19 protein-coding genes and 1 tRNA gene are annotated in these 20,500 nt (G+C 50.2%); 9 read left to right on the top strand and 11 right to left on the bottom strand.

Annotated features, from left to right (window positions below; genetic code table 11):
- Positions 1-199: 199 nt before the first annotated feature.
- Positions 200-2,719: a PKD domain-containing protein gene (locus KOO62_12450; GenBank protein MBU8934792.1), complete on the top strand. Its 2,520-nt coding sequence runs from the start codon at positions 200-202 to the stop codon at positions 2,717-2,719.
- A gap of 164 nt (positions 2,720-2,883) precedes the next feature.
- Here the strand turns inward: KOO62_12450 and KOO62_12445 are convergent, their stop codons facing one another.
- The 9 genes from KOO62_12445 to KOO62_12405 form a co-directional block, all read right to left on the bottom strand.
- Positions 2,884-4,020, bottom strand: coding sequence for a hypothetical protein (locus KOO62_12445; GenBank protein MBU8934791.1), 1,137 nt, complete (start codon positions 4,018-4,020; stop codon positions 2,884-2,886).
- Between the two features lie 253 nt (positions 4,021-4,273).
- Positions 4,274-5,173: a hypothetical protein gene (locus KOO62_12440; GenBank protein MBU8934790.1), complete on the bottom strand. Its 900-nt coding sequence runs from the start codon at positions 5,171-5,173 to the stop codon at positions 4,274-4,276.
- Entirely contained in the window at positions 5,173-5,616 is a 444-nt protein-coding gene (locus KOO62_12435) for a PspC domain-containing protein (protein ID MBU8934789.1), read from the bottom strand. The genes KOO62_12440 and KOO62_12435 overlap by 1 nt, the downstream gene beginning before the upstream one ends.
- An 89-nt stretch (positions 5,617-5,705) precedes the next feature.
- On the bottom strand, positions 5,706-7,040 hold the full coding sequence (locus KOO62_12430) for a zf-HC2 domain-containing protein (GenBank protein ID MBU8934788.1): 1,335 nt from the start codon (positions 7,038-7,040) through the stop codon (positions 5,706-5,708).
- Positions 7,041-7,080: 40 nt separating this feature from the next.
- Positions 7,081-7,683: an RNA polymerase sigma factor gene (locus tag KOO62_12425; protein MBU8934787.1), complete on the bottom strand. Its 603-nt coding sequence runs from the start codon at positions 7,681-7,683 to the stop codon at positions 7,081-7,083.
- Entirely contained in the window at positions 7,680-8,666 is a 987-nt protein-coding gene (holA, locus tag KOO62_12420; GenBank protein ID MBU8934786.1) for a DNA polymerase III subunit delta, read from the bottom strand. Before holA ends, KOO62_12425 begins: the two co-directional genes overlap by 4 nt.
- Positions 8,667-8,700: 34 nt before the next feature.
- The gene (locus KOO62_12415) at positions 8,701-9,084 is read right to left on the bottom strand and encodes a hypothetical protein (GenBank protein ID MBU8934785.1); all 384 of its coding nucleotides are present in this window, start codon (positions 9,082-9,084) and stop codon (positions 8,701-8,703) included.
- Positions 9,085-9,230: 146 nt separating this feature from the next.
- Positions 9,231-10,286 carry a hypothetical protein gene (locus KOO62_12410; protein MBU8934784.1) on the bottom strand — a complete coding sequence of 352 codons (1,056 nt, stop codon included), beginning with the start codon at positions 10,284-10,286 and terminating at the stop codon, positions 9,231-9,233.
- 87 nt (positions 10,287-10,373) lie between these two features.
- The gene (locus KOO62_12405) at positions 10,374-11,213 is read right to left on the bottom strand and encodes a DDE-type integrase/transposase/recombinase (protein ID MBU8934783.1); all 840 of its coding nucleotides are present in this window, start codon (positions 11,211-11,213) and stop codon (positions 10,374-10,376) included.
- Positions 11,214-11,396: 183 nt separating this feature from the next.
- Here KOO62_12405 and KOO62_12400 point away from each other — a divergent pair, with 183 nt between their 5' ends.
- Together KOO62_12400 and KOO62_12395 are read left to right on the top strand one after the other, a co-directional pair.
- Positions 11,397-11,687 carry a hypothetical protein gene (locus tag KOO62_12400; protein ID MBU8934782.1) on the top strand — a complete coding sequence of 97 codons (291 nt, stop codon included), beginning with the start codon at positions 11,397-11,399 and terminating at the stop codon, positions 11,685-11,687.
- On the top strand, positions 11,687-12,826 hold the full coding sequence (locus KOO62_12395; GenBank protein ID MBU8934781.1) for a helix-turn-helix domain-containing protein: 1,140 nt from the start codon (positions 11,687-11,689) through the stop codon (positions 12,824-12,826). The genes KOO62_12400 and KOO62_12395 overlap by 1 nt, the downstream gene beginning before the upstream one ends.
- A 469-nt stretch (positions 12,827-13,295) precedes the next feature.
- Here KOO62_12395 and KOO62_12390 read toward each other — a convergent pair whose 3' ends face one another.
- The gene (locus KOO62_12390) at positions 13,296-13,550 is read right to left on the bottom strand and encodes a hypothetical protein (GenBank protein ID MBU8934780.1); all 255 of its coding nucleotides are present in this window, start codon (positions 13,548-13,550) and stop codon (positions 13,296-13,298) included.
- 346 nt (positions 13,551-13,896) lie between these two features.
- On the opposite strand from KOO62_12390, the gene KOO62_12385 reads away from it, so the two are divergent.
- The 6 genes from KOO62_12385 to KOO62_12360 all read left to right on the top strand — a co-directional run bounded on the left by KOO62_12385 (position 13,897) and on the right by KOO62_12360 (position 19,537).
- Complete coding sequence (locus tag KOO62_12385) at positions 13,897-14,304, top strand: 4Fe-4S dicluster domain-containing protein (protein MBU8934779.1); 408 nt, start codon at positions 13,897-13,899, stop codon at positions 14,302-14,304.
- A 62-nt stretch (positions 14,305-14,366) separates the two neighbouring features.
- Positions 14,367-15,242, top strand: a complete 876-nt coding sequence (locus KOO62_12380; protein ID MBU8934778.1) for a CoB--CoM heterodisulfide reductase iron-sulfur subunit B family protein — start codon at positions 14,367-14,369, stop codon at positions 15,240-15,242.
- A 60-nt stretch (positions 15,243-15,302) separates the two neighbouring features.
- On the top strand, positions 15,303-16,058 hold the full coding sequence (locus KOO62_12375) for a 4Fe-4S dicluster domain-containing protein (GenBank protein MBU8934777.1): 756 nt from the start codon (positions 15,303-15,305) through the stop codon (positions 16,056-16,058).
- Between the two features lie 32 nt (positions 16,059-16,090).
- Positions 16,091-17,761, top strand: a complete 1,671-nt coding sequence (locus KOO62_12370) for an FAD-binding protein (GenBank protein ID MBU8934776.1) — start codon at positions 16,091-16,093, stop codon at positions 17,759-17,761.
- Between the two features lie 163 nt (positions 17,762-17,924).
- Complete coding sequence (locus tag KOO62_12365) at positions 17,925-19,283, top strand: S41 family peptidase (GenBank protein MBU8934775.1); 1,359 nt, start codon at positions 17,925-17,927, stop codon at positions 19,281-19,283.
- 180 nt (positions 19,284-19,463) lie between these two features.
- A tRNA-Arg gene (locus KOO62_12360) sits at positions 19,464-19,537 on the top strand.
- On the opposite strand, the gene KOO62_12355 is transcribed toward KOO62_12360, so the two are convergent.
- On the bottom strand, positions 19,499-20,296 hold the full coding sequence (locus KOO62_12355) for a zinc ribbon domain-containing protein (protein MBU8934774.1): 798 nt from the start codon (positions 20,294-20,296) through the stop codon (positions 19,499-19,501). The genes KOO62_12360 and KOO62_12355 overlap by 39 nt on opposite strands.
- Between the last annotated feature and the right edge of the window lie 204 nt (positions 20,297-20,500).

The raw sequence follows: 20,500 nt of genomic DNA, 5'->3' as shown, positions 1-20,500 counted from the left end.
CATTCGGATCAAAATGTGTATTATATGATTAGATTACAGAGCAAGTCTATCGTCCTGCTTTCTACGGAAACGGGTCGGCTGTTCAAAGAGACATACTCCGAGACTCGATAAGTGCATCATACTCATACACTCCGGTTCTCGCGGATATAAAGAAGAAACTTGGTTTTATTGATAATCCTGATTGAAAGGGAATCGACTAATGAATGAATCAACTATGGCTATTAAGCGTGTGGGGGTGGGAGTAGCTCTCGTTGTACTCGGCATTATGCTTGGCGGTTTTCTGTCGGGTGTTCAAGGTGCGATTGTTGACCCCGTCCAGCACACGATTAACTTCACACAGCAAGATATTTCCTTCACAAAGCATTTGGAATATGACATGGTGAGGTTTGTGGATTGTGGCTACCTCTCCGAACGCGGCCATCCGATGCTACCATTCAAAGAAATTAGGATCGCATTGCCGGCAGGCATGAAGGCTCTGTCGGTTAGCGTTGTGGCTTCGGAACTTGAGGAAATCAGCGGCGATTATTATGTGTATCCAGCTCAACCTCCGGTAAGAATCGGACAGGATAGCAATCAACCATTTATTGATCCGATTTCAGCCGTCTATTCGTCTCCTGATCACTTTCCCTCCCAGCCGGTGAGTATTGTCTCCCAGACCGACTTAGCCGGGCAAGCGATGGCCATTGTTCAGGTTTGCCCGCTGAAGTACATTCCAGCCGAGAGAAAACTATACATCTACACCTCGCTTACGCTCTCGGTTGAAGGTGTCGATGGCTATGTCTGTAACGATTATCTACCGGCTAACGCTTCCGAGAATGTCCGTCGTACCTACGAACAAATGGCAACTGAGATGGTCGTCAACCGGGAGGCCGTGGAGTTAATGACTTTCCCGGGTGGGACGTCCAAAGGGATGCTTCTGGATGATGGACCATATGAGCATGTTATCATTACGTCCGGTTCCTATGCCGCGCTGTACCAACCGCTGGTGGATTGGCACATCAAGAAGGGTGTGAAGGATACTGTGGTCACAACCAACTACATCTATGCCGTGTACTCCGGATCGGACAACCAGGAGAAAATCCGAAACTTTGTTATCGACGCCCATGCTAATTGGAGTACCCAGTATATTCTCATCGGAGGTGAACACAACACTGTTCCCTTCGAGTACCGTATTTATAACAGTGATAACATTCCCAGCGACGAGTACTATGGCGATTTTGATGACGACTGGACATATGAGGTTTACGTGGGACGAACCACGGCGGAGGGCTCCACACAGATTAATTGTTTTATCGATAAAGTACTCAAATATGAGATCGACCCACCCACAGATGACTATGCGCTCAATGCCTGTCTTCTTGGAATGGATCTAACGCTGGCATCGGAACCTCCCCATTACACGCTCACCCGAAGTGAGGATCTGAAAGAATCGATTGATGCAACCTACATTCCCTCTCGGTTTCATGTCACGACAGTCTACGACACTGAGTCCACTAACCACAAAACGAAGTTTCTCAACGCTCTCAGCGCGGGACAGAACTTGGTTAACCACAGCGATCACAGCAATTACTTCTGCATGGGCACCGGCGACTTGAACCATAACTCTGCAATTTATAGTTCCGATGTCAATAGTCTGACTAACAACAACAAGATGTGCAATATCTTCTCCCTGGGGTGTCATCCGATGGAGTTGGACCATAATGACTGTATCGCGGAGGCTTTTGTGATCAATAATCCACTACAAGGCGCCGTATCCTTTACCGGGAACACGCGGAGTGGTTGGTTCTATGTAGGCTATCCTGTTTCTCTGAGCGGAGAACTGGATTTATACTGGTGGCGTGGTCTTTTCACATACAATAAGTACCGCTTAGGCGAAGCGCTGGCCTGGACGAAAAACAACTGCTCCCATACCGGCGATATGACCTACTGCCATTGGACGCTCAATCTGCTGGGAGAACCGGAGATGCCACTCTGGACTGACTCCATCAGAACCATGGTCGTGACCCACTCCGGAAGTTTCCCGATCGGAGCATCATCGTTTGCGGTTCATGTTGAGGATGAGGGAAGTATTCCTCTCAGTTCCGCCTACGTCTGCCTTTGGAAGGGAGATGAGGTATATGCAAGGGACTATACTGATGCGTCAGGCAATCTTAGTCTGGATGTAAACTCTCCGACACTCGGTGATATGTTTGTTACCGTTACCTTGCAGAACTATCTCCCCTATCAGGGGTTATCGGAATGTACCGGCAATATGCCGCCGGTGTCTGATTTTACCTGGGAGCCACCGACTCCTACGCACCACGACACTATCCAGTTCACCAGTTCCTCGTATGATACTGATGGCTGGCTTACTGATTGGCAATGGGATTTCGGTGATGATTCGACAGCTACGGGCGAGCAGGTAACACACGTCTATGGAAATCACGCATCATATATGGTAACACTGATAGTGGAAGACAACCTTGGCGTTTGTGACACATCTCAGCAGGAAGTTGTTGTCACATTTATCTGCGGTGACGTTGACGACGACGGTTCGCAGCCAAACATCGCCGATCTTACTTACTTAGTCGCATACCTGTTCACTTCCGGTCCTCCTCCGCCTGTTATTGAAGCTGCCAATATCGACGGCGTTGTTGGTTCCGGTGGGCCAATAGATATTGCTGATCTTACGTACCTTGTGGCATACCTCTTCACTGGTGGACCGGCACCAGTGTGTTAGTCGCTACGAGGCAGTAAAATAATCTTCAGCCACCTCTCCCTGGGAGGGGTGGCCGAATATCACTACTCAGCAAAGGCAGGTCTGTTTTCAAGCTTGCTATTATCCCCCTCAGATTGGGTGACCTTCCCCGTTATGTGTCAGGTTGATTAGCACCTGACCTACGACTATCGGTACTGCTCAGGCAATGGTGTTACATGAGGTGCGATTTCCTGCCACAGCAAGTACTCCATCAAACTGTCTGACGGCACGAGGTCGATGGGGCGCATCATTATCTCTTCGTAGGCCAGCATGGATGTCAAGAGCAAGTAGGTGGTCCCGTCCCGCTGCCAAAGCAAGGACCGGAACAGATATTTGTCAATGTATGATTGATCGTTCTCCACTTCGGTTATGAGATAATAACCGTTCCCTTCGATCATCCCGTTCCCTGTGGCAGATGACTCGACGCTGATAGTGACAGTGGCTGGAGCAGCCGGTGCAAAGGTGGTATCCATCGGAAGCAAAAGCAGGATGCTGTCAAGGTACGTCTCTGAGATCGGAATGGTGGATGGCTGCCACCAAAGTTGTGCTCTCTTGTCGGAATCGGAGATGAGTGTCCACAGAGTGGCATTGGTAGAAGTGTGACCCTCTGGAAACCAGGCGCTTGCGGCGAAAGTGGAAGTGTGCCAGTTGGCTGGTTTGGAGAAAGAAATGTTCAGGCTGTCATTCTGATACACCCAGGGCAATGATGGATTGTCGTGTTTGGATTCCTGACCATGGCAGCAGATAGTGCGGGTGATGTCTTCCTGGATGTCGAAAAACTCGTCTGGCGTATTCATTCTTAGATTGATATTGCAGTCGGCAGTGAATTGGCGATTGGTCTCCTCGCAGTTCCATACGACGAATCGAGTTCGCACCATACCAGGATTGAGGGTCGCCTCCACATAGAAAGCACGATGACCGCCAATTTCCAACTCTCCCTCAATGCCGGACAAGGTGAACGGCATAGATGGTCCCCAGAAATTGAGCAGATGATTTTTCACGTAGTCAATCGTCACGGTACGATTAGAATCGGTCAATGGTCGCCAATGCAGGAAATACATGAGCCACTTCTTGTTCTGAAGTGTCATTGAACTTTTGCTGGCGTCGCACGATGAATGCACAACTTCCCAATGGTTGTCGATTGCTTGTAGGGATGTCAGGTCAATTGGCGGTTTACCTTGTTCCTCTGAGCACCAGGCCCCGGCTGCGATCACTGCCAATATTGCCATGATCATTAGAAACTGATATGATCGGATCGATCTGAATAAGATGTTAGTTGTCATAGTCCAATATCTCCTAAATTGAGGCGTCAGTGTCACGGTTTGTCCCGTTCAATACACTCAATATGCAATGATCTTTGCCAATTGGGAAGTACGTTTCCGTTCGATGGATTATCGAAACTAAAGACAGTCTCGACCTGCAAGACCACGTGGATCATGGATTGATGCCTGCAAAAAACAATTCGATGCCTGCTCCACAAGTACGAAGGGCGGTCAAACCTGACCACCCTGAAAACGTGTGCCATACCTATTGCTGCTAAAAGAAATCTATGGAGAAGGATCCTAATTGATCGTCGAGTTTGATGTCAATCCTGATGTCCACACTGTCAAATCCATCGGAAACGAACCGCCCGTCATCCTCCAGGAATCCCTGTCGGGATAAATAGGATTTGTAATCATCACCGGAAATACGAACCCCTACTGTCTGAGGAATACGCAGTCGCAAGTCGGAATCTTCCCCCAGAATACTAATACTAACTGCCGGCAATAGATCACCCAGTTTAAGATAAACCTTGGCATCGTTGGCATCCAGAGTCAGTTTTTGCAAAGGCGTTGTAGAGAAGTTCATATGCAAATCGGACTCGTCGCCCCGACATTCAAGCTCAAGAGGGACATCATTTGAAAACCGCAATGACCAGTCCTGTGGATCACCAGTATCAAATTGAATAGCGCCACCCAGATAGCCGCCGCTTCGGCTTACCATTTTGACATTGGCGACATCGGCGGTGATCTCAGAATTGATTCTTGGTTTACGTGTGAACTTGTCAAACTCGCCGTAGACCAGATCGCGGCCTGAATCGCGAATAGTCAGGTCAGTACCATCCAGATCGAGCGTCACGTTAAGTAACTTTACGTCGGAGTCGTTTTCCAGTTCAAATGATGATTCACCGAAGAAACTTGTGTCCTCGCCACCATAACTGCCAGACAGAGCGATGGCCAATCCCCCTACAAACAGCCCTACTGAGGTTAGATAGGAAATCAGCTTAACCCGTGACTTGGCGAAAATCTTCTCCAGCCCGACAGCAATCAACACTACCGGGAACCACAATAACAGATCAGCCCAGAAATTCGAGTTGATGGTTCCGGCGTTTTGCAGCAACAGCAATACACCGAGCAATACCAGAAACAGACCCCATCTGAAACGTGCCGGTGACATTAGATCGTCCCTCCATTGGTGCCATTGATTTTTTCCCCTGCGGCCCCATGTGGTTCCTCAAGAGTAGTTTTCTTGCGACCCGAGAATATCAACCACAGTCCGCCTACAACCAGAAGCCCCGGCCAGAATATGCCCATGTCGAACCAGTACCAGCTTTCCCGAAGTAACAGGACCAGCCCGATACCGATCAGGAAAAGTCCCGGTAGATATTTGTGCCATGACGCTGATTCGCGTTCGGCGTTGACTACTTCAACATCGTAGGGACGAACGGGGATAATCACCCAGGCGATGAGATAGGCGAAAAAGCCAACCCCGGAGGCGAAAAATAGCAATACGGCAAAGATGCGCAGAAGGGCCGGATCGAGATCAAAGTAATCACCCAATCCACCACACACGCCGCCGATGACCTTGTGTTCCGTTGATCGATACAGTCGCTTGCTCATAACCATTCCTCAGTAACGCTCTTTCTTCTCTGGTTTAATATACGGCCCTCGACATAAAAAGTTGTGCAGTCCTGCTACCGAAATATGGGCTATTTGGGGTCGATTCCCAGCCGACGCAGATAATCCCGGGCCATTCGCGGATGCCTCGAACCATCACGGTTCAGATATTCCTGCAGAGAATCGACTGCCTTATCGAAGGTCTCTTGATCCTGCCCACGAGCCAGACGGGCAACATTGTAGTGACTCTCAAGGAGTTTTCGTTCAACTCCTCGGGCACGGTCCAAGCTCTTCGTCTGAGAATTGAGCGAAAAAGTCAGAGATCTTTCCTTCTGGTCCAAGTCCTTCCACCGGGCCTCCAGCGAATCACGTCGTAGTATCCAACCCTCAAGATCAAGTTCATCCACATCGTCAAAAGTTCCCTTGGAGGCAACGCTCTTGTCAGTAGTTTCTGCATCACTGTCCAGATTCATCGGTACTGCTGTTTGAGTTTCCAATCCCGCCGCCGTTGCGGGTCGGGTGGCCTTTTCTCTGGCTATCGTTTTCTGGCTAGCTCCGACTTCAACCGAAGGCGTCGAAGCTTCCCCTATCTTCGAAGGAGCTAATTGGTCTGCGCGGTCTTCGACAACAGGGGACTTTTCCTGTTTAGACTGATCTTCAGCCTGATCCCGGCCACCGGGAGGGTCATCCAGCCTACGCTGTGGGTCATCCAGCCCACGCTGTGGGTCAGCTACCGGAACACCGTCAACCACATAGGACACCTCAGCAGCACGGCCACCCCGGATGAAAACCTCGCCCTGACTGTTAGTCACAACCCCCGAAACCTCGGTAAGCAATTCATCTACCGTTGCCGGTTGTGACTCTGACTCTTCCGCCTTCTTGGGAGCAGAACGCTGGATAGTCTCTTCCTGTGGAGTCTTCGTTTCCGGAACCTGATCGGCAACCTCGTCACTGCGACCGATATCATCTGCCCCATCCTCAATTGCAGTTGGGGGTTCATTGGTCCCCGGACCCTTTTTGTCGGACAACGTTTCAATTGACGGTTTGTAGATAAAACCGTCCTTATCCGGGCCATAGATATCTGTCTGGTGCAACCCAATGAAGGTAAGCACCGCAATAGACGCAGCAGCAGCAGTGATTTTCCAGCTCAGTCCGAACCAATCCGACGACTTTTCCGTGGATGTTTTCTCATCGCGAGAGTCTGCTTCAACTCGTTCCTGAATTCGACGGACCGACTGCTCCCAGTATTCATCGTCACTCAATCTCGAATGCTCCTCGACCACAACATCCAGTTTATCCAACTGGGCAAGTAAATCTCGGCATTTCTCGCATTGTTCGAGATGCTCGCGCATTGCCTGCTCCTCATAGGGAGGCAGTTCGCGGTCGTGATAGGCTGAGATTCGGTCGTGATAGTAACCGTGATCCATATCAATTCCCAATTTGAGAAGCGAGCTTTCTCACTCCATACTACAACAGATCCTTAAGTTCATCCAACAAAAGTTGCCGGGCACGATAGAGCCGTGAATCGACCGTCCCGGGTGGTATTTTCAGCGCAACGGCAATGTCGGTATAGCTCATTTCTTCAATGTGTCGCAACACAAAGACAGTTCGATATTTCACCGGCAGAGCTTTCACGGCCTTCTGAAACCGGCGCTGTCCTTCCGAATCAAGCAGCTGCTCCAACGGCCCGAGATCAACCGCCTCTGGATCGTAGCCTTTCTCCTGCAACGAGTCCAGCGACTCTTTGCGTTCCTCGCGCTTGATGACGTTGTAGGCGGTGTTGCGGGCGATAGTTGCCAGCCAGGGGTAGAAATCGTACCCGATTTCGAACTTTCCCAGCGCCCGATAAGCTTTAACAAACGCTTCCTGCACAACATCCTCCGTGGCATCAAAAGACCCGACCAATCCGTAGACAAACCGAAACAGCCGCTTCTGATGACGTCGAATCAACTGTCCGAAAGCAACCTGATCGCCATCCTGGGCCGCTTCTATCAGGGTCTGTTCGGCTTTTTTCTCCTCCAAACGTATTACAGACGAAGGGCTGTTTTCTTCCCCGGTTCTTTCACTCACGGACGATTTCTTTCACCAAGCAGACGCAACAGCAGGATTTCCAACGCCATCTTGGGTTTCATCGTTCCCCCCCTGAGGTCAGCATCGCAAGTCGCCATGTCGATCAGAATTTGCTCCAGATAGTCGTTGTCAAAGAACCCCGCCTGCTGGCGGAAACGAGTCGTCAGGAACCTCCGGTTGCCTGGCAATGGATGACCATTCTTGACAAGATATAGGAACAGGAAATGGCTCATTACCAGAGAACATATTGCCACCGGGGATTTTCCCTCAGTAACCAGAGTGTCAAGCATCTTCAAAGCTCGGGGTGTTCGCCCTGCTACCACCTGGTCAGCCAGTTCGAAAATATTGTATACTTCGTAGCCGGTTGTAATAGCTCGAACATCGTCCGTTGTCACTGTCTCGCCGGGATTCTTGAAATCACGCAACTTGGCCAGTTCCGCCTCAGCTCCACCACTGTGGCCGCCAATCAATTCCACCAGCAGCTTTAGAGCTTCCGGTTCGATGTCGATGTCTTCCTTTTTGAGCCCCGATTTTATTCGCGTTGCAACAGCCCGAACCGAAAGACGACCAAACTCTACAACCTCTGTCACTTTGGTGATCTTTTTGATAAATGCAGAGCTTTTCCTGGGCATCCTCGCCGACGGAGAACTGAATATCACTACTCTATTCGGGTCAGGCGGGTCGAGTAGTTTCAAGATACGGTCAACCTCGGTCGGCTTGAAACTCTGAAATTCTGAGATACCGAACACCTGCCGTTCACCGAGCATAGGTAGATTGGACAACTCGGCGATCAGATCGACACATCGGGTTCGTCGCCCGTTAATCTTGCGATAGTTAGTACTGAGTTGACGATCAGGCAGGAAACTGCGGGAGATATATTTCTCGGCCTCAATAATCCGGAAATCTTCCACGCCAAAAAGATAGTAGGCTGGCTTGAATTTTCCAGCGTCTATGGCACGAGCTAGGTCAGGGGGTTTGAGCATGGCAACTTAAGATAAAGCCGTCGCCACAGGTCGGTCAATCAAAAAGGGCTTCGAAGTCTGAGTTACCTGCAGATGGTGTCCAGTCGAGAGAAAAACGATATTTCTCGCGGTAGTCCTTGGCTTTGTCCAATAGATCAGCGAACTTGTCCGGGAGATCATCACGCAGGTTAACGCCGTTTACAATGCGCAGGTTGCAACCAAATATCTGATAGGTTTGGTTGGGAAAGTACTTCTGGTTGCCGTCGATGAACTCAAGCAGTGCCAGCAACGCCGCCAGATCGCCATGGTCATTGTCTACGGCGGCAAAGGGAGCTTTGAATTTGATCCCTACTTCAGGGATATGAAACGACACGACCATCGTCTTGTCGGGGCAGTCGTGGTTATCGGGCAGGTCATGTGAACCAAAGTAACATTCCATGCCGGGCTCTGATGCAACGTCTGTGCCCTTCCCCTGTTCAGAAATTAGACATTGCGGGACAAGGAGTTATGAGGATGGCAGGCGCTATCTCAACTGGGGGGTGCAATCTGGTTCATAGATTTGAGACTGATACTGGTCAGCCTTGACTATGGAACGTCAACAGGGAGAAGTTTAACTTCCACAAGAATCGACATACCGGCGCCATTATCGGTGAGCAATTGAGACATAATCAAGGTATCGGTGGACCGATCCAGAGCAAAAAGTCCCGACGGATTCTGACTCTCAATACACGCTACACACAATTCTCCCAATGGATCAGAGGCATCAACTGTCAGCCGTATTCTATCTTCGAGTACGTACCGACCCGAAGATTCGCAGATACAGAAATCCGTCATGTTATCGGTATCAACATCCAGAATCCACTTCTGATCTGTGAATACCCACAGTATCCGCTGTTCCTGCTTAACGCCACTGCCGCCTTCGTCTGTTCTCGAATACCAACCATAATAGTAACCGGCCAAGGATGGGGGTGGTTCAATTACCGTGATTCGGACCAAAACAGAGTGCACGTCTGATGTGTCGGAATTCCCGGCGGCATCATAAGCCACACACTGTATCTGGTGCGTCGTGCTGTCGTCAACCGAGTCACATATCCAGGTGTACGACCAAGGCGTAATGAAATCAGTGAAGTGAAGCGAGTCATCTATATAGAATCCCACTTGCGTGATGCCCTTGTTATCAGTTACATCTACTGTAATGATAACCGAATCTTGGGTAGAGGTTCCGTCGGTGGGCATTACTTCCAAGATAGATGGTGGAGTCCTGTCGGTGACCCGAACCAGCATTGAATGAACTTCTGAACTGTCGGAATTCCCGGCGGCATCATAAGCCACACACTGTATCTGATGCATCGTGCTGTCGTCAACCGAGTCACAAATCCAATTGTACAACCACGGTTCGAGTGTGTCTGTGAAGTACAACGAGTCGTCAATTATGAACTCCACTTGCGTCACACCCTCGTTATCAGAAACATAGACCATTATGCTCACCCAATCCAGAACCGAAACGCCGTCGGGCGGTGTTACCTCAGAAATAACAGGAGGAGTTGTGTCGGTATCGACTGGATTGTCGTCGTCTCCACATGCGGCCAGCCATAGACATAGGGTTAGCAGTGTAAGAAATAGCAGAACAAATCTACACATATCGGAATCTCCTTGCGCAAGTGTCCATCACACTCCTCTCAAAATATAGCCCCGAGATTCCTATTGAGCAAGGCTGAAGGTAGTGGGTCAGTTTGATTCTTTTTGCTCCAGCAACTTCACGATGTCCTCAATACTCCAAAGATGATCGGTTACTCCGGCTTCCATAGCTGGCGATACTCTCAGGCTCTTGTGAACACGAGCAAAGTTATAGTGCATGAAGTGTAGGGCAACGGCGTGTTCAAGATTCTCGACCTTCTTACTAAAGGCATTGGTCAACCGAGTAAACCGACGCATAGACATTCTCATTGTTAGATTCTGTCGCTCGACATAAGAGGTTGAGATATGCTCTTTGATAGGCTTGCCCGTGATCTTTTGCCGTTTTGTCTTTGTGACCACTGGTGGGCTGTACCTGCCCGCCCCCGAGTCTTCTTTACCGTACATCTTGACAAGACTTGCATAGTCAATGTTGGCTCCAAAGGCACCCTCTACGGCTTCCAGATAAGCCTTAAGGCCGTCTGTGGTCAGCTGCACCCTATGGCTCAAGCGGTCGGCCAGATCGTTCATAAAGATGTTGGCATACTCAGCATTGCGTAGACCTACTAACCAAGATACTATCAGCTTGGACTCTGGATCAATGGCGGTCCAAGTCCAGATGTCGCCATAACCGAAAACGTCTTTCTTGTCTTCGGGTACGTTCTTCTTCTTGGCATAGCAGAACGACCAAATCTCGTCACACTCGATCCGGTTGCAGGTTAGATTGCGGAGCGCCTTGTCCTGATACTCGGCACATACTGAGCCGATTTCGACAAGAAGCTTTGTAACCGTGTTCTTAGCCACGCCGGTCATACGTACGGTCGAGCGGATGGAGTTTCCCTCCACTAAGGCCGCGATGACCTGAACTCTTTTCTGTCTGTTTAGCTTATTCATACTGACCTAATATACGTGAGCGGTCAAGCAATGTCAAGTGTTTTCTTGGACTTCCGCTCTGGCGCTTGTGTATTGTGGTACAATGGGTTAAGCGGATTTACGACAAATACCGTGAGAAAACTTTACATGTAGTGTAAAGTTGTTATTGACAGACGCGGTCAAGTGGCGTATATTGTCGATAACATGAGAGTGGACTACGCAGATCCTGAGTGGGAGCGCCTTGCAACTGATGCCAGCTATCTCGGGAAATGGCATCCGGCGGTGATACAGAAGTACCGTGAGGTGATTTTGTACCTACAGATCATGAGAGACCGACGTTCCTTATATGACTGGAAAGGTCTTCAGTGTGAGAAACTCAAAGGTGAGAAGAATCGCCACTCAGTGAGATTGGATCGGAGATGGCGAGTCTACTTTGCAGTAAAGAAAATTGAAAAGGCAGAATGTGTAGTCATTCTAAAGATAGGGAAACACTAATGCCCCATAGTGTCGTACCAGAAGCATTTCCGCCCGGCAGGTTCATCCAGCGTGAACTTGACGCTCGCGGATGGAAACAAGTGGACTTAGCCCAGATAATGGGTGTAGCCACTCGTGTCGTTAGCGAATTGGTTAACGGGAAGCGGAAGATCACTCCCAAGACAGCCCAGGAGCTTGGAGACGCATTTAATATCCGTGCAGAAGAATGGCTGAACTTGCAGGCTGTATATGAACTGGCGAAAGAGCGGCTCCCTAAAAACGACGTCCGAAAGAGGCGCTCACGATTATGGCACCTTGCCCCAATAAGGCACATGATAAACAGGGGGTGGATTGTTGAAACGCCAAACATCGAGTTTATTGAAGCCCAGATTAAGCAATTCTATAAGAAAGATGCTTTGGGAGAGAAGATGACAATCTCCTGCGCTTCCCGGAAATCAACAGACTATGGGGAACTTACTAAGGAGCAAGAAGCCTGGCTCCAAAGAACATGGAATATAGCAGAGGCCATCCCCATAGAGAAACGATATTCGCAGAAGTCGTTTAAGCGACTATTTGAGGAAATCACGCTCTTATTCCATGAACCCGAAGAGATAAGGCGAATACCTGAAATCCTGGCTCGATACGGGATACGATTTTTAGTCGTTGAGTATTTGCCGAGTTCTAAGATTGATGGTGTCTGCTTCTGGCTATCAAAGCGAGATCCCGTCATCGCATTGACAATGAGATATAATCGGATTGATTGGTTCTGGTTTACGCTCTGCCATGAACTTGCCCACATCTTGTATGGTGACGGGCAAGAATCGGAGGCGAACGTAGACATATCATTGGTTGGCACTGGTGCACAGCACACAGATGAAAAGCAGGAGGATGAAAAAAGAGCCGACAAGTTTGCAGAGAATTGGCTTGTGGACCAAGAAGAACTCGCGGGCTTCGTCAAGCGCGTGGCACCGATCTTTACTAATGCATCTATTTCGAGTTTTGCAAGGGGGTTGGGCGTTCACCCTGGGATTGTTGTCGGGCAATTGCAGCACAAGGGAATAATCAGATATAGTCAGGGCAAAGATATGTTGATTAATGTCAGAGACATAGTAACTGAATCGGCTCTAACAGATGGTTGGGGTTGCGTTCTAACGGAATGAGGAGATGCCGAAGTGAGCTACAAAAAACAAATGCGGAGAATCGCACGCGAGTTTGAACAACAGACGGGGAAACTCGAATATACGACCAAGGAGGTTGCGCGATGGGCAATTGAGAACGGGAAATGGAGGGCACAGGACACCGTTCTCATAAAACGTTGTGCTGATGATTTAGCTGACGCTCTACGTGAACAGTACATGACAGACCCCCAAGGTCGCAGACCCCGTGTGAAACATGCACTAACTGAGAAGAAAGGAAAATCTCAATACACCCTCTGGGTGGACATACGACGTGCAACACCAAGTCAGATTCACTTGGCATTGCAGCAGCGGCGGCGTCAGGTCGTAGGAGAGTGCAAACAAATAAAGACCGACTTGGATAGTTATAACCAGAATTACAATACCGGTGAGCAGATTGACATAGTATTTGATTTCACGGATGATCTAAGAGAACTTGACTCCAAGGTTACCGTCAAGGGGACTTCCGCCAGCGCGCCAAAGCGGCCTTCCGAGCGCTTCGACGACGTTCTTCGGCAGTCAGCTTCTTAGCTCTGGCTTTACCGCCCTTGAGGCCACCTAATCGACCGAGTGCAACAGCCGCTGGATTCTTGCCGTCGTCAACCTCTGGCTCTTCCTCTGGCGGGTCTTCGTTGGTCGCTTGGTCAACGATCCCTGCTGCCAGTTCGTTAACGTCTGGCTTCTTCTTTTTGCGTGACCGCTTTTGCATGCTGAAGTATAGCCAGTGCGGGAAGATTTGTCAAGGTTAGAACTCAAATGGGTAATTCAAACTGACCCACTACCAGGCTGAAAGCACGCTGACCCACTGCCAGAGAACAGGCGATGCTTATTGAAGGATAAGGTATTTGAGAAAACGGGACAACACCCACAATTTCCTATAATTCTCCGTCCAAAGGGTTGCGTTTTGGGGCACAATAGCATACTATCAGCCTCATATATTAATGAGCCGTTTGTGAAGCGATTCACAAATGGGTCTTCGACATCAGTCTTGGTGATAAGTTTTGTTGGTTTGCCGGACGATGGCGAAGACGACACCTATGCGGAGGAAGGTTTCGATGCCCCTGAAGATTTCCGCTAAGACGATGAATGACCAACTGCGCCACAAGATCGATGAGATAGCTGGTGATGCTGTGGCCCGATGTATGCAATGCGGCACCTGTTCGGCCTCGTGTCCGATGAACACGCAGGCCACATCTGCTCCGCGCCATGTAATGCACCTCATCCAGTTTGGTCAGGCCGAGGAACTAAAGAAGAGCAACATGGCCTGGCTGTGTGCTTCCTGTCACACCTGCGAGGTTCGCTGCCCGCGCGGTATTGATATCCCGGCGGTAATGGAAGCTCTCCGGCAGGTTCAGTTGCGCGACAATGTCGACAAGGTTGGACCGGCTGAAATGAAGCCCGAGGATACCATAGACCTGCCGACGATTGCGATGGTGGCCGGTTTTCGTAAGCTTTCTTCATGAGCCATCCGGTTATCGGTGAGAACGATTTGTTTGGTGTGACTGCAAGTAGATTGAGGTAAAATATGAAGATAAGCTATTATCCTGGATGCACGCTCAAGACCAAAGCTGCCAACCTCGAACATTCCGCGCTGGCCTCATTGAAGGCACTCGGAGTTGAGGTCGAGGAACTGGAGCGGTGGAATTGTTGCGGTGCTGTATATTCGTTGGCTGATGACGATTTGATTCATCTGATTGCTCCGGTGCGTGATTTGATTCGCGTCAAAGAGAGCGGTCATGACACCGTGCTGACCCTGTGCTCTATGTGTTACAACACGCTGGCGCGAGCCAATCGTCTGATGAAAGAAGACGAGGTAAAACGTGGCACGATCAATGACTTCATGGATGAAGAACCCGACTACGCCGGTGAAGTGAAGGTAGTTCACATGCTGGATTTCCTTCGAGACGAAATTGGTTGGGACAAGGTCAAGGCGGCTCTGAAGAAACCGCTCGATGACTTGGCGGTTGCGCCGTATTACGGTTGTACGTTGCTTCGTCCGAAAGAAGTCGCACTTGACCGCCCGGATCGTCCCAGTGTTTTCCACGAGTTCCTTGAGGCAATAGGTGCCAAAGTGGTTGATTTTCCTTCGGCGACCGAATGCTGCGGATCATACCAGGTGTTGGGCAGTCCGGAGGTGGCGTTGAAACTCTCACACGATATCCTGAGTGATGCGACAACCAATGGTGCTGAAGCACTGGCGTTGACCTGTCCGTTATGTGACTACAACCTCGGACATCGTCAGGAGAAGATGCTCAGCTCTATCGAGGATGCGACTGAAGTCCCGATTTACTATTTCACGCAGTTGCTGGCGGTGGCGCTTGGAGTGCCTGCCGATGAAGACCAGTTCAAACTTAATCGGGATGTTTCGTTGAACCTCCTCAAAGAGAAACAACTGGTGTGATGGGGTGGAAATCATGAGTACGACAAGAACAATAATTGACATAGATATCATGAGGATCAAATGAGTACGGCAACCCAAGTTTCCTCGGCAAAAGCCGAGACGAAGATGATTCCCATTTACATCATGGGAAAACGGTACGAGGTGCCCGAGTCGCTGACGATCATGAAGGCGATGGAGTATGCCGGTTACAAGTACATCCGCGGTTGCGGGTGTCGCGGCGGCATTTGCGGTGCCTGTGCTACAGTGTATCGCGTTCCCGGTGACTACAAGATTCGGGTCGGGCTGGCTTGTCAGACGGTAGTCGAGCCGGATATGTATCTGACCCAATTGCCATTCTACCCGGCTAACCGCGCTATGTATGATTTCAGCGTACTTGAAGGCAAGGCCGAAGAAATCTTCTCTCTCTATCCGGAGCTGTTCCGCTGTGTGGCCTGCAATGCCTGCACCAAGGTCTGTCCGATGGACGTGCAGGTGATGGACTACATCGCCACCTTGAAACGAGGCGATATCGCCGCTGCGGCCCAGATTTCGTTCGACTGCATCCAGTGTGGTTTGTGTGCCAGTCGGTGCATGGGGGAACTTCCCCAGTACCACATCGCTCAACTGGCTCGTCGTATCAATGGTGCGCTTCTAGCTCCTCGCGCCGAACATCTGGTCAATATGGTCGCTAAGATTGAGACCGGACATTTCCAGAAAGGGCTTGATGAGCTTAAGGGGATGGATGAAGACACGCTCAAGAAGGTTTACACTGAGCGCGAGATGGAACCGGCTACCGGGGAAGAAGAGTGGGCGCCACAGGATAATACGTACCTGTGAGCCAACAACCGTGATGTGAAAGAAGGACTGTAATGCCATATCCAGAAGAACTAAAGAAGCTTATCAAGGTTGTCGAGAGCACTCGCGCTGAGCGCGTGGAGCGCAAGAAGGCCAACGAGGAAGTGCCATTTCTGAGCCTTGATGAGCGCCATGAGATGCTCAAGAATCATCCCGACGTCAAAGAAGAAGGTCGTCGGGAAGTCCAGGTTGGTCCCAGTAAAGGGTACCGTATTGCCCATGAAATAGCTGACCTGCTCGAAGCTACCAGTCGGGTCGATCCGGCTAAGGTGGATCTGGGCAAAGTTGACATCGAGACGGATGTGCTTATCATTGGTGGCGGCGGAGCCGGAACATCGGCCGCTCTGCTGGCGCAGGAGCATGGCGCCAAGGTCGTTATCGCTACTAAGCTGCGTCACGGCGATGCCAATACGATGATGGCTGAAGGCGGCATCCAAGCCGCTACAAAGGGCCACAAGGATTCACCGTATTTTCATTATCTCGATATCATGGGTGGCGGTCATTTTAAGAACACGCCCGAATTGGTCGAAACCCTGTCCCAAAAGGCTCCCAGCGTGATCAAATGGCTGGAAGGATTGGGTTGTGGGTTCTCGAAAACTGATGATGGCACCCTCAAGACTATTCATGGTGGTGGTACGTCACGAAAACGGATGCATTATGCGGCCGACATCACCGGCGCAGAGATGATGCGCACCGTGCGAGACGAAGCTCGTAACCGTTCGGCCGATATCAGAGTTATCGAGTTCGCTCCTGCCGTCGAGTTGATTCTCAACGAACACGGTCATTGTGCTGGCGCTGTCCTGTACAATCTCGAAACGGAAGAGTATATGGTTGCCAAGGCCAAGGCGGTCATTATGGCTACCGGAGGGTGTGGCCGTCTGCACATTCAGGGTTTCATGACCACCAACCATTATGGCGCTACCGCTGATGGCATCGTCATGGGCTACCGAGCGGGCATACCGATTTGTTTCCTGCACACAGTGCAGTACCATCCGACCGGAATCGTTTTCCCGGAGCAGGCGGAAGGTATTTTGATTACTGAAAAGTTCCGTGGCTCGGGTGCGAACCTGGTTAATATCGAGGGTAACCAGTTTGTTAACGAGCGTGAGCCGCGTGATGTTGAGGCTTCCGCCATCATCAAGGAATGTCTTGGCAGCGGCAAAGGCGTACCGACTCCGACCGGCAAGCTCGGTATCTGGCTTGATTCGCCGATGATTGAAATGCTTTCCGGTGAGGGTACGGTCGAACGCGAATTCCCTGGCAAACATATTCTGTATGAACGTTTCGGTATCGACATCGCTAAAGAACCGATGCTTATCTATCCGACTCTGCACTACCAGAATGGTGGCTTGGAATTCAAACCAACAGCGGACACCTGTGTCCCGGGACTATTTGTTGCCGGTGAAGCTGGTGGCGGCACCCACGGCGAGAATCGCCTGATGGGTAACTCGTTGCTCGATATTATGGTCTATGGCCGTATTGCCGGAGAAAGCGCTGGTAAATATATCCAGGGTGATGCCAAAGACGGCAAGCTGAGTCTCGATCATGCTGTGAAGTACAACGCGGAAGTAGACAAGGCCGGAGTAGCTGATGGACGTGTGGCGCCGATGCTATTACCAGACTACACCGATCCGGCGGTGCGCGAGAAGCAGCTTACATCCCATTATGTGGGGACGATGCGATAGACCGCCGATAGACAATTGCACACTATGAAGGCCGTGACCCGAGAGGGTCGCGGTTTTTCTTTTTTGTCCTGATCACGATGAGTGAAACATCTATGCGAAGAACTACGTAAATGCAAGGTAGCCAACTCATAAAGGACAATCTGTTTCAACGGAGGAAACCATTGTGAATCATGTCTATAACGAAAACGGAAATGGTGTCGGAGTGCTCTCCTGCTGGTTCGTTGTTGCCCTGGTACTGGTATGTCTTACCCCGGGTCAATCGGCTCTGGCTCAGGACATCACTGTCGATGCCAAGTCCCAGGCGGAGATCATCGACAGCATTACGGCCACACTTAACTCTACCTATGTTTTTCCTGAAGTAGCCGCGGAGATGGAGCAATACATTCGCAAGCAGTACAAGAATAAAGCGTATAAGGACATAAGCAATCTCGGTGAATTCACCGAGGCTCTGACCACCGATCTGCGCGAAGTATGCCATGACAGGCACTTGAGTGTTTTCTATGTCAGTCCGGAACGACTGGCGCAAATCGAGTCGGATACCAACAAAGCAGAAAACGAACGACTGGATTTTATGTACTCGGAGTACAATAATTTCGATTTTGTCAAAGTCGAGCGTCTACCTGGGAACGTTGGCTATCTCAGGCTCGACGGTTTCAGTGGTTACCCTGAGGCGGGGGAAACGGCCATTGCGGCTATGGCCTTTGTGGCAAACTGCGATGCGCTGATAATTGATTTGCGGGAAAATGGAGGTGGTCATCCGGTCATGATTCAATTGCTCACGAGCTATTTCTTCAATGAGCCGGTCCATCTCAACAGTTTCTACATTCGTAAGTCTGACTCTATCCATCAGTTCTGGACACACAACTGGGTTCCCGGCAAGAGGATGACCGATATCCCACTATATGTGCTGACGAGTAGCTACACATTCTCCGGCGCAGAGGAATTTTCGTTTAACCTTAAAAATCTGGAACGTGCCACTCTAATAGGGGAAACAACCGGCGGTGGCGCACATCCTTGTAATAATGAGCTGTACGCCAACCTCAATGTGCAGCTTAAGGTTCCCTTCGGGCGTGCCATTAATCCAATCACCGGCACCAACTGGGAAGGCACCGGAGTCGAACCGCATATTGCCGTTGCCGCCGATGACGCCCTGATGACCGCACGTGTCGAAGCGATGAATAAGATTAAAGAGAACCCTCGCGACGAACGAACGTTACCAATCCTTGATTGGCACATCGCAGGACTCGATGCGCAACTGAATCCCATTGAAGTAGACGAGGCCATATTGTTGGAGTTCGTTGGTGATTATGGCCCCCGACACATTACTCTCGAAGACGGTGTCCTTTACTACCAACGGGACGAACGCCCGAAGTTCAAGATGACTCCGATGACCGAGGACACTTTTTGGTTTGAGAAATTGGATTACTTTCGCATGAAGTTTATTCGTGACGAAGCTGGGCAGGTAGTAGAGGTCAACGGTCTTTACGACAATGGTCGCGTTGATCGCAATCCACGCGATTAAGAGTTCTACGCTATAGTCTCTCAAAGGTTGAGTGGTCCCCCGCTTGGGGTTTTCAACAAACCCCTTGAGGTGGGATCCGTAGGCCAGACAAGAATTGCCCTGTACCCGCATTCCCCCCGTAATTCCTGATTGACAAGAACCATAATGGCCGGTTTAATACAGGCAGTGGAAAGTGTAGATGCCCCCGTAGCTCATCTGGATAGAGCATCGGTTTCCTAAACCGAGGGTAGCAGGTTCGAGTCCTGCCGGGGGTACTTAAATTGATTCTGACGCCCTTCAGCTATCAAGTTGAAGGGTGTCTGGTATGTGGGACAAAGGTTTATACCATCCGACGAGCAGTTCGATAGTAGAGACTGCAACAACTGTCGCTTCTCAGCCGTCTTGCGCTCTAAGTACAGTGAATGCGCCATCTTTGAGAGTTCTAATATCTCGACGGCTTGATCGATATAATTCCTGTCTGACTGACCGAGTTTCTGAATCTGATGGGCAATTCCGTTCTGCTCATCTCGCCAAGAGGCGGAGACACGCCGCCAGTATTCCTCGTCGATCACTCCATCAAGTCGGTCTTCGTAAGCCCGATCAAGACGGGATTGCAGTTCTCTATCACGCTTTCGCAGACGTAACAACTCCGAGTCCCGAAAAGTTGTCTCATCTTGATGGCTGTCCTTCAGCGCCTGAACAATATCTCCAACAGTCCCATCATCTATTTCAACAGCCTTGAGCACATCCATCATGCGCTGGTCGAGGACTTCCTCACGAACCCAGGGATGATTGCATGGACCACGTGCCTGAGTGCAGTGGTAGTAGATATATTTCCCCTTCTTGAGTTCTCCGACAAGGGCACATCCACAGTGCTCGCATTTCAGAAGTCCTCGGAACAAGAACTCTCTCCTGCCTGACTGCTGTCTGGGAGCAGATGTGAGTACGGCCTGGACGCTATCGAACAAGCTCTTTGATATGAGAGGTTCGTGCTGACCGGGGTACGTCGTTCCCTTCCAGACGAACTCTCCCAAATAGAATCGGCGCTTAAGAGCAGCTTCAACCATGCTTTTTGCTAACTTCCTCCCTTTGGCCGTCCGCCATCCTTCCTCATAAACCTTGTCTCTCAAACTGGCCAGCGAGTAGTTGCCACTCGAGTACAGCTGATAGAGCCGCTTGATTAGTGGCGCGTATTTCTCATCAGGGACAATAGACTTGCCTATTGGATCGTTGCAGTA

The organism is Candidatus Zixiibacteriota bacterium, from assembly GCA_019038695.1.
GTDB lineage: Bacteria > Zixibacteria > MSB-5A5 > GN15 > FEB-12 > B120-G9.
The sequence above is the reverse complement of the archived record's forward strand: the minus strand, read 5'-3'. Positions and strand labels throughout refer to the sequence as shown.

Excerpts from the sequence above, each read along its gene's own strand:
- KOO62_12450 (MBU8934792.1), top strand. The coding sequence starts at position 200 with ATGAATGAATCAACTATGGCTATTAAGCGTGTGGGGGTGGGAGTAGCT.
- KOO62_12445 (MBU8934791.1), bottom strand. The coding sequence starts at position 4,020 with ATGACAACTAACATCTTATTCAGATCGATCCGATCATATCAGTTTCTA.
- KOO62_12440 (MBU8934790.1), bottom strand. The coding sequence starts at position 5,173 with ATGTCACCGGCACGTTTCAGATGGGGTCTGTTTCTGGTATTGCTCGGT.
- KOO62_12435 (MBU8934789.1), bottom strand. The coding sequence starts at position 5,616 with ATGAGCAAGCGACTGTATCGATCAACGGAACACAAGGTCATCGGCGGC.
- KOO62_12430 (MBU8934788.1), bottom strand. The coding sequence starts at position 7,040 with ATGGATCACGGTTACTATCACGACCGAATCTCAGCCTATCACGACCGC.
- holA (MBU8934786.1), bottom strand. The coding sequence starts at position 8,666 with ATGCTCAAACCCCCTGACCTAGCTCGTGCCATAGACGCTGGAAAATTC.
- KOO62_12415 (MBU8934785.1), bottom strand. The coding sequence starts at position 9,084 with ATGGAATGTTACTTTGGTTCACATGACCTGCCCGATAACCACGACTGC.
- KOO62_12410 (MBU8934784.1), bottom strand. The coding sequence starts at position 10,286 with ATGTGTAGATTTGTTCTGCTATTTCTTACACTGCTAACCCTATGTCTA.
- KOO62_12405 (MBU8934783.1), bottom strand. The coding sequence starts at position 11,213 with ATGAATAAGCTAAACAGACAGAAAAGAGTTCAGGTCATCGCGGCCTTA.
- KOO62_12400 (MBU8934782.1), top strand. The coding sequence starts at position 11,397 with ATGAGAGTGGACTACGCAGATCCTGAGTGGGAGCGCCTTGCAACTGAT.
- KOO62_12395 (MBU8934781.1), top strand. The coding sequence starts at position 11,687 with ATGCCCCATAGTGTCGTACCAGAAGCATTTCCGCCCGGCAGGTTCATC.
- KOO62_12390 (MBU8934780.1), bottom strand. The coding sequence starts at position 13,550 with ATGCAAAAGCGGTCACGCAAAAAGAAGAAGCCAGACGTTAACGAACTG.
- KOO62_12385 (MBU8934779.1), top strand. The coding sequence starts at position 13,897 with ATGCCCCTGAAGATTTCCGCTAAGACGATGAATGACCAACTGCGCCAC.
- KOO62_12380 (MBU8934778.1), top strand. The coding sequence starts at position 14,367 with ATGAAGATAAGCTATTATCCTGGATGCACGCTCAAGACCAAAGCTGCC.
- KOO62_12375 (MBU8934777.1), top strand. The coding sequence starts at position 15,303 with ATGAGTACGGCAACCCAAGTTTCCTCGGCAAAAGCCGAGACGAAGATG.
- KOO62_12370 (MBU8934776.1), top strand. The coding sequence starts at position 16,091 with ATGCCATATCCAGAAGAACTAAAGAAGCTTATCAAGGTTGTCGAGAGC.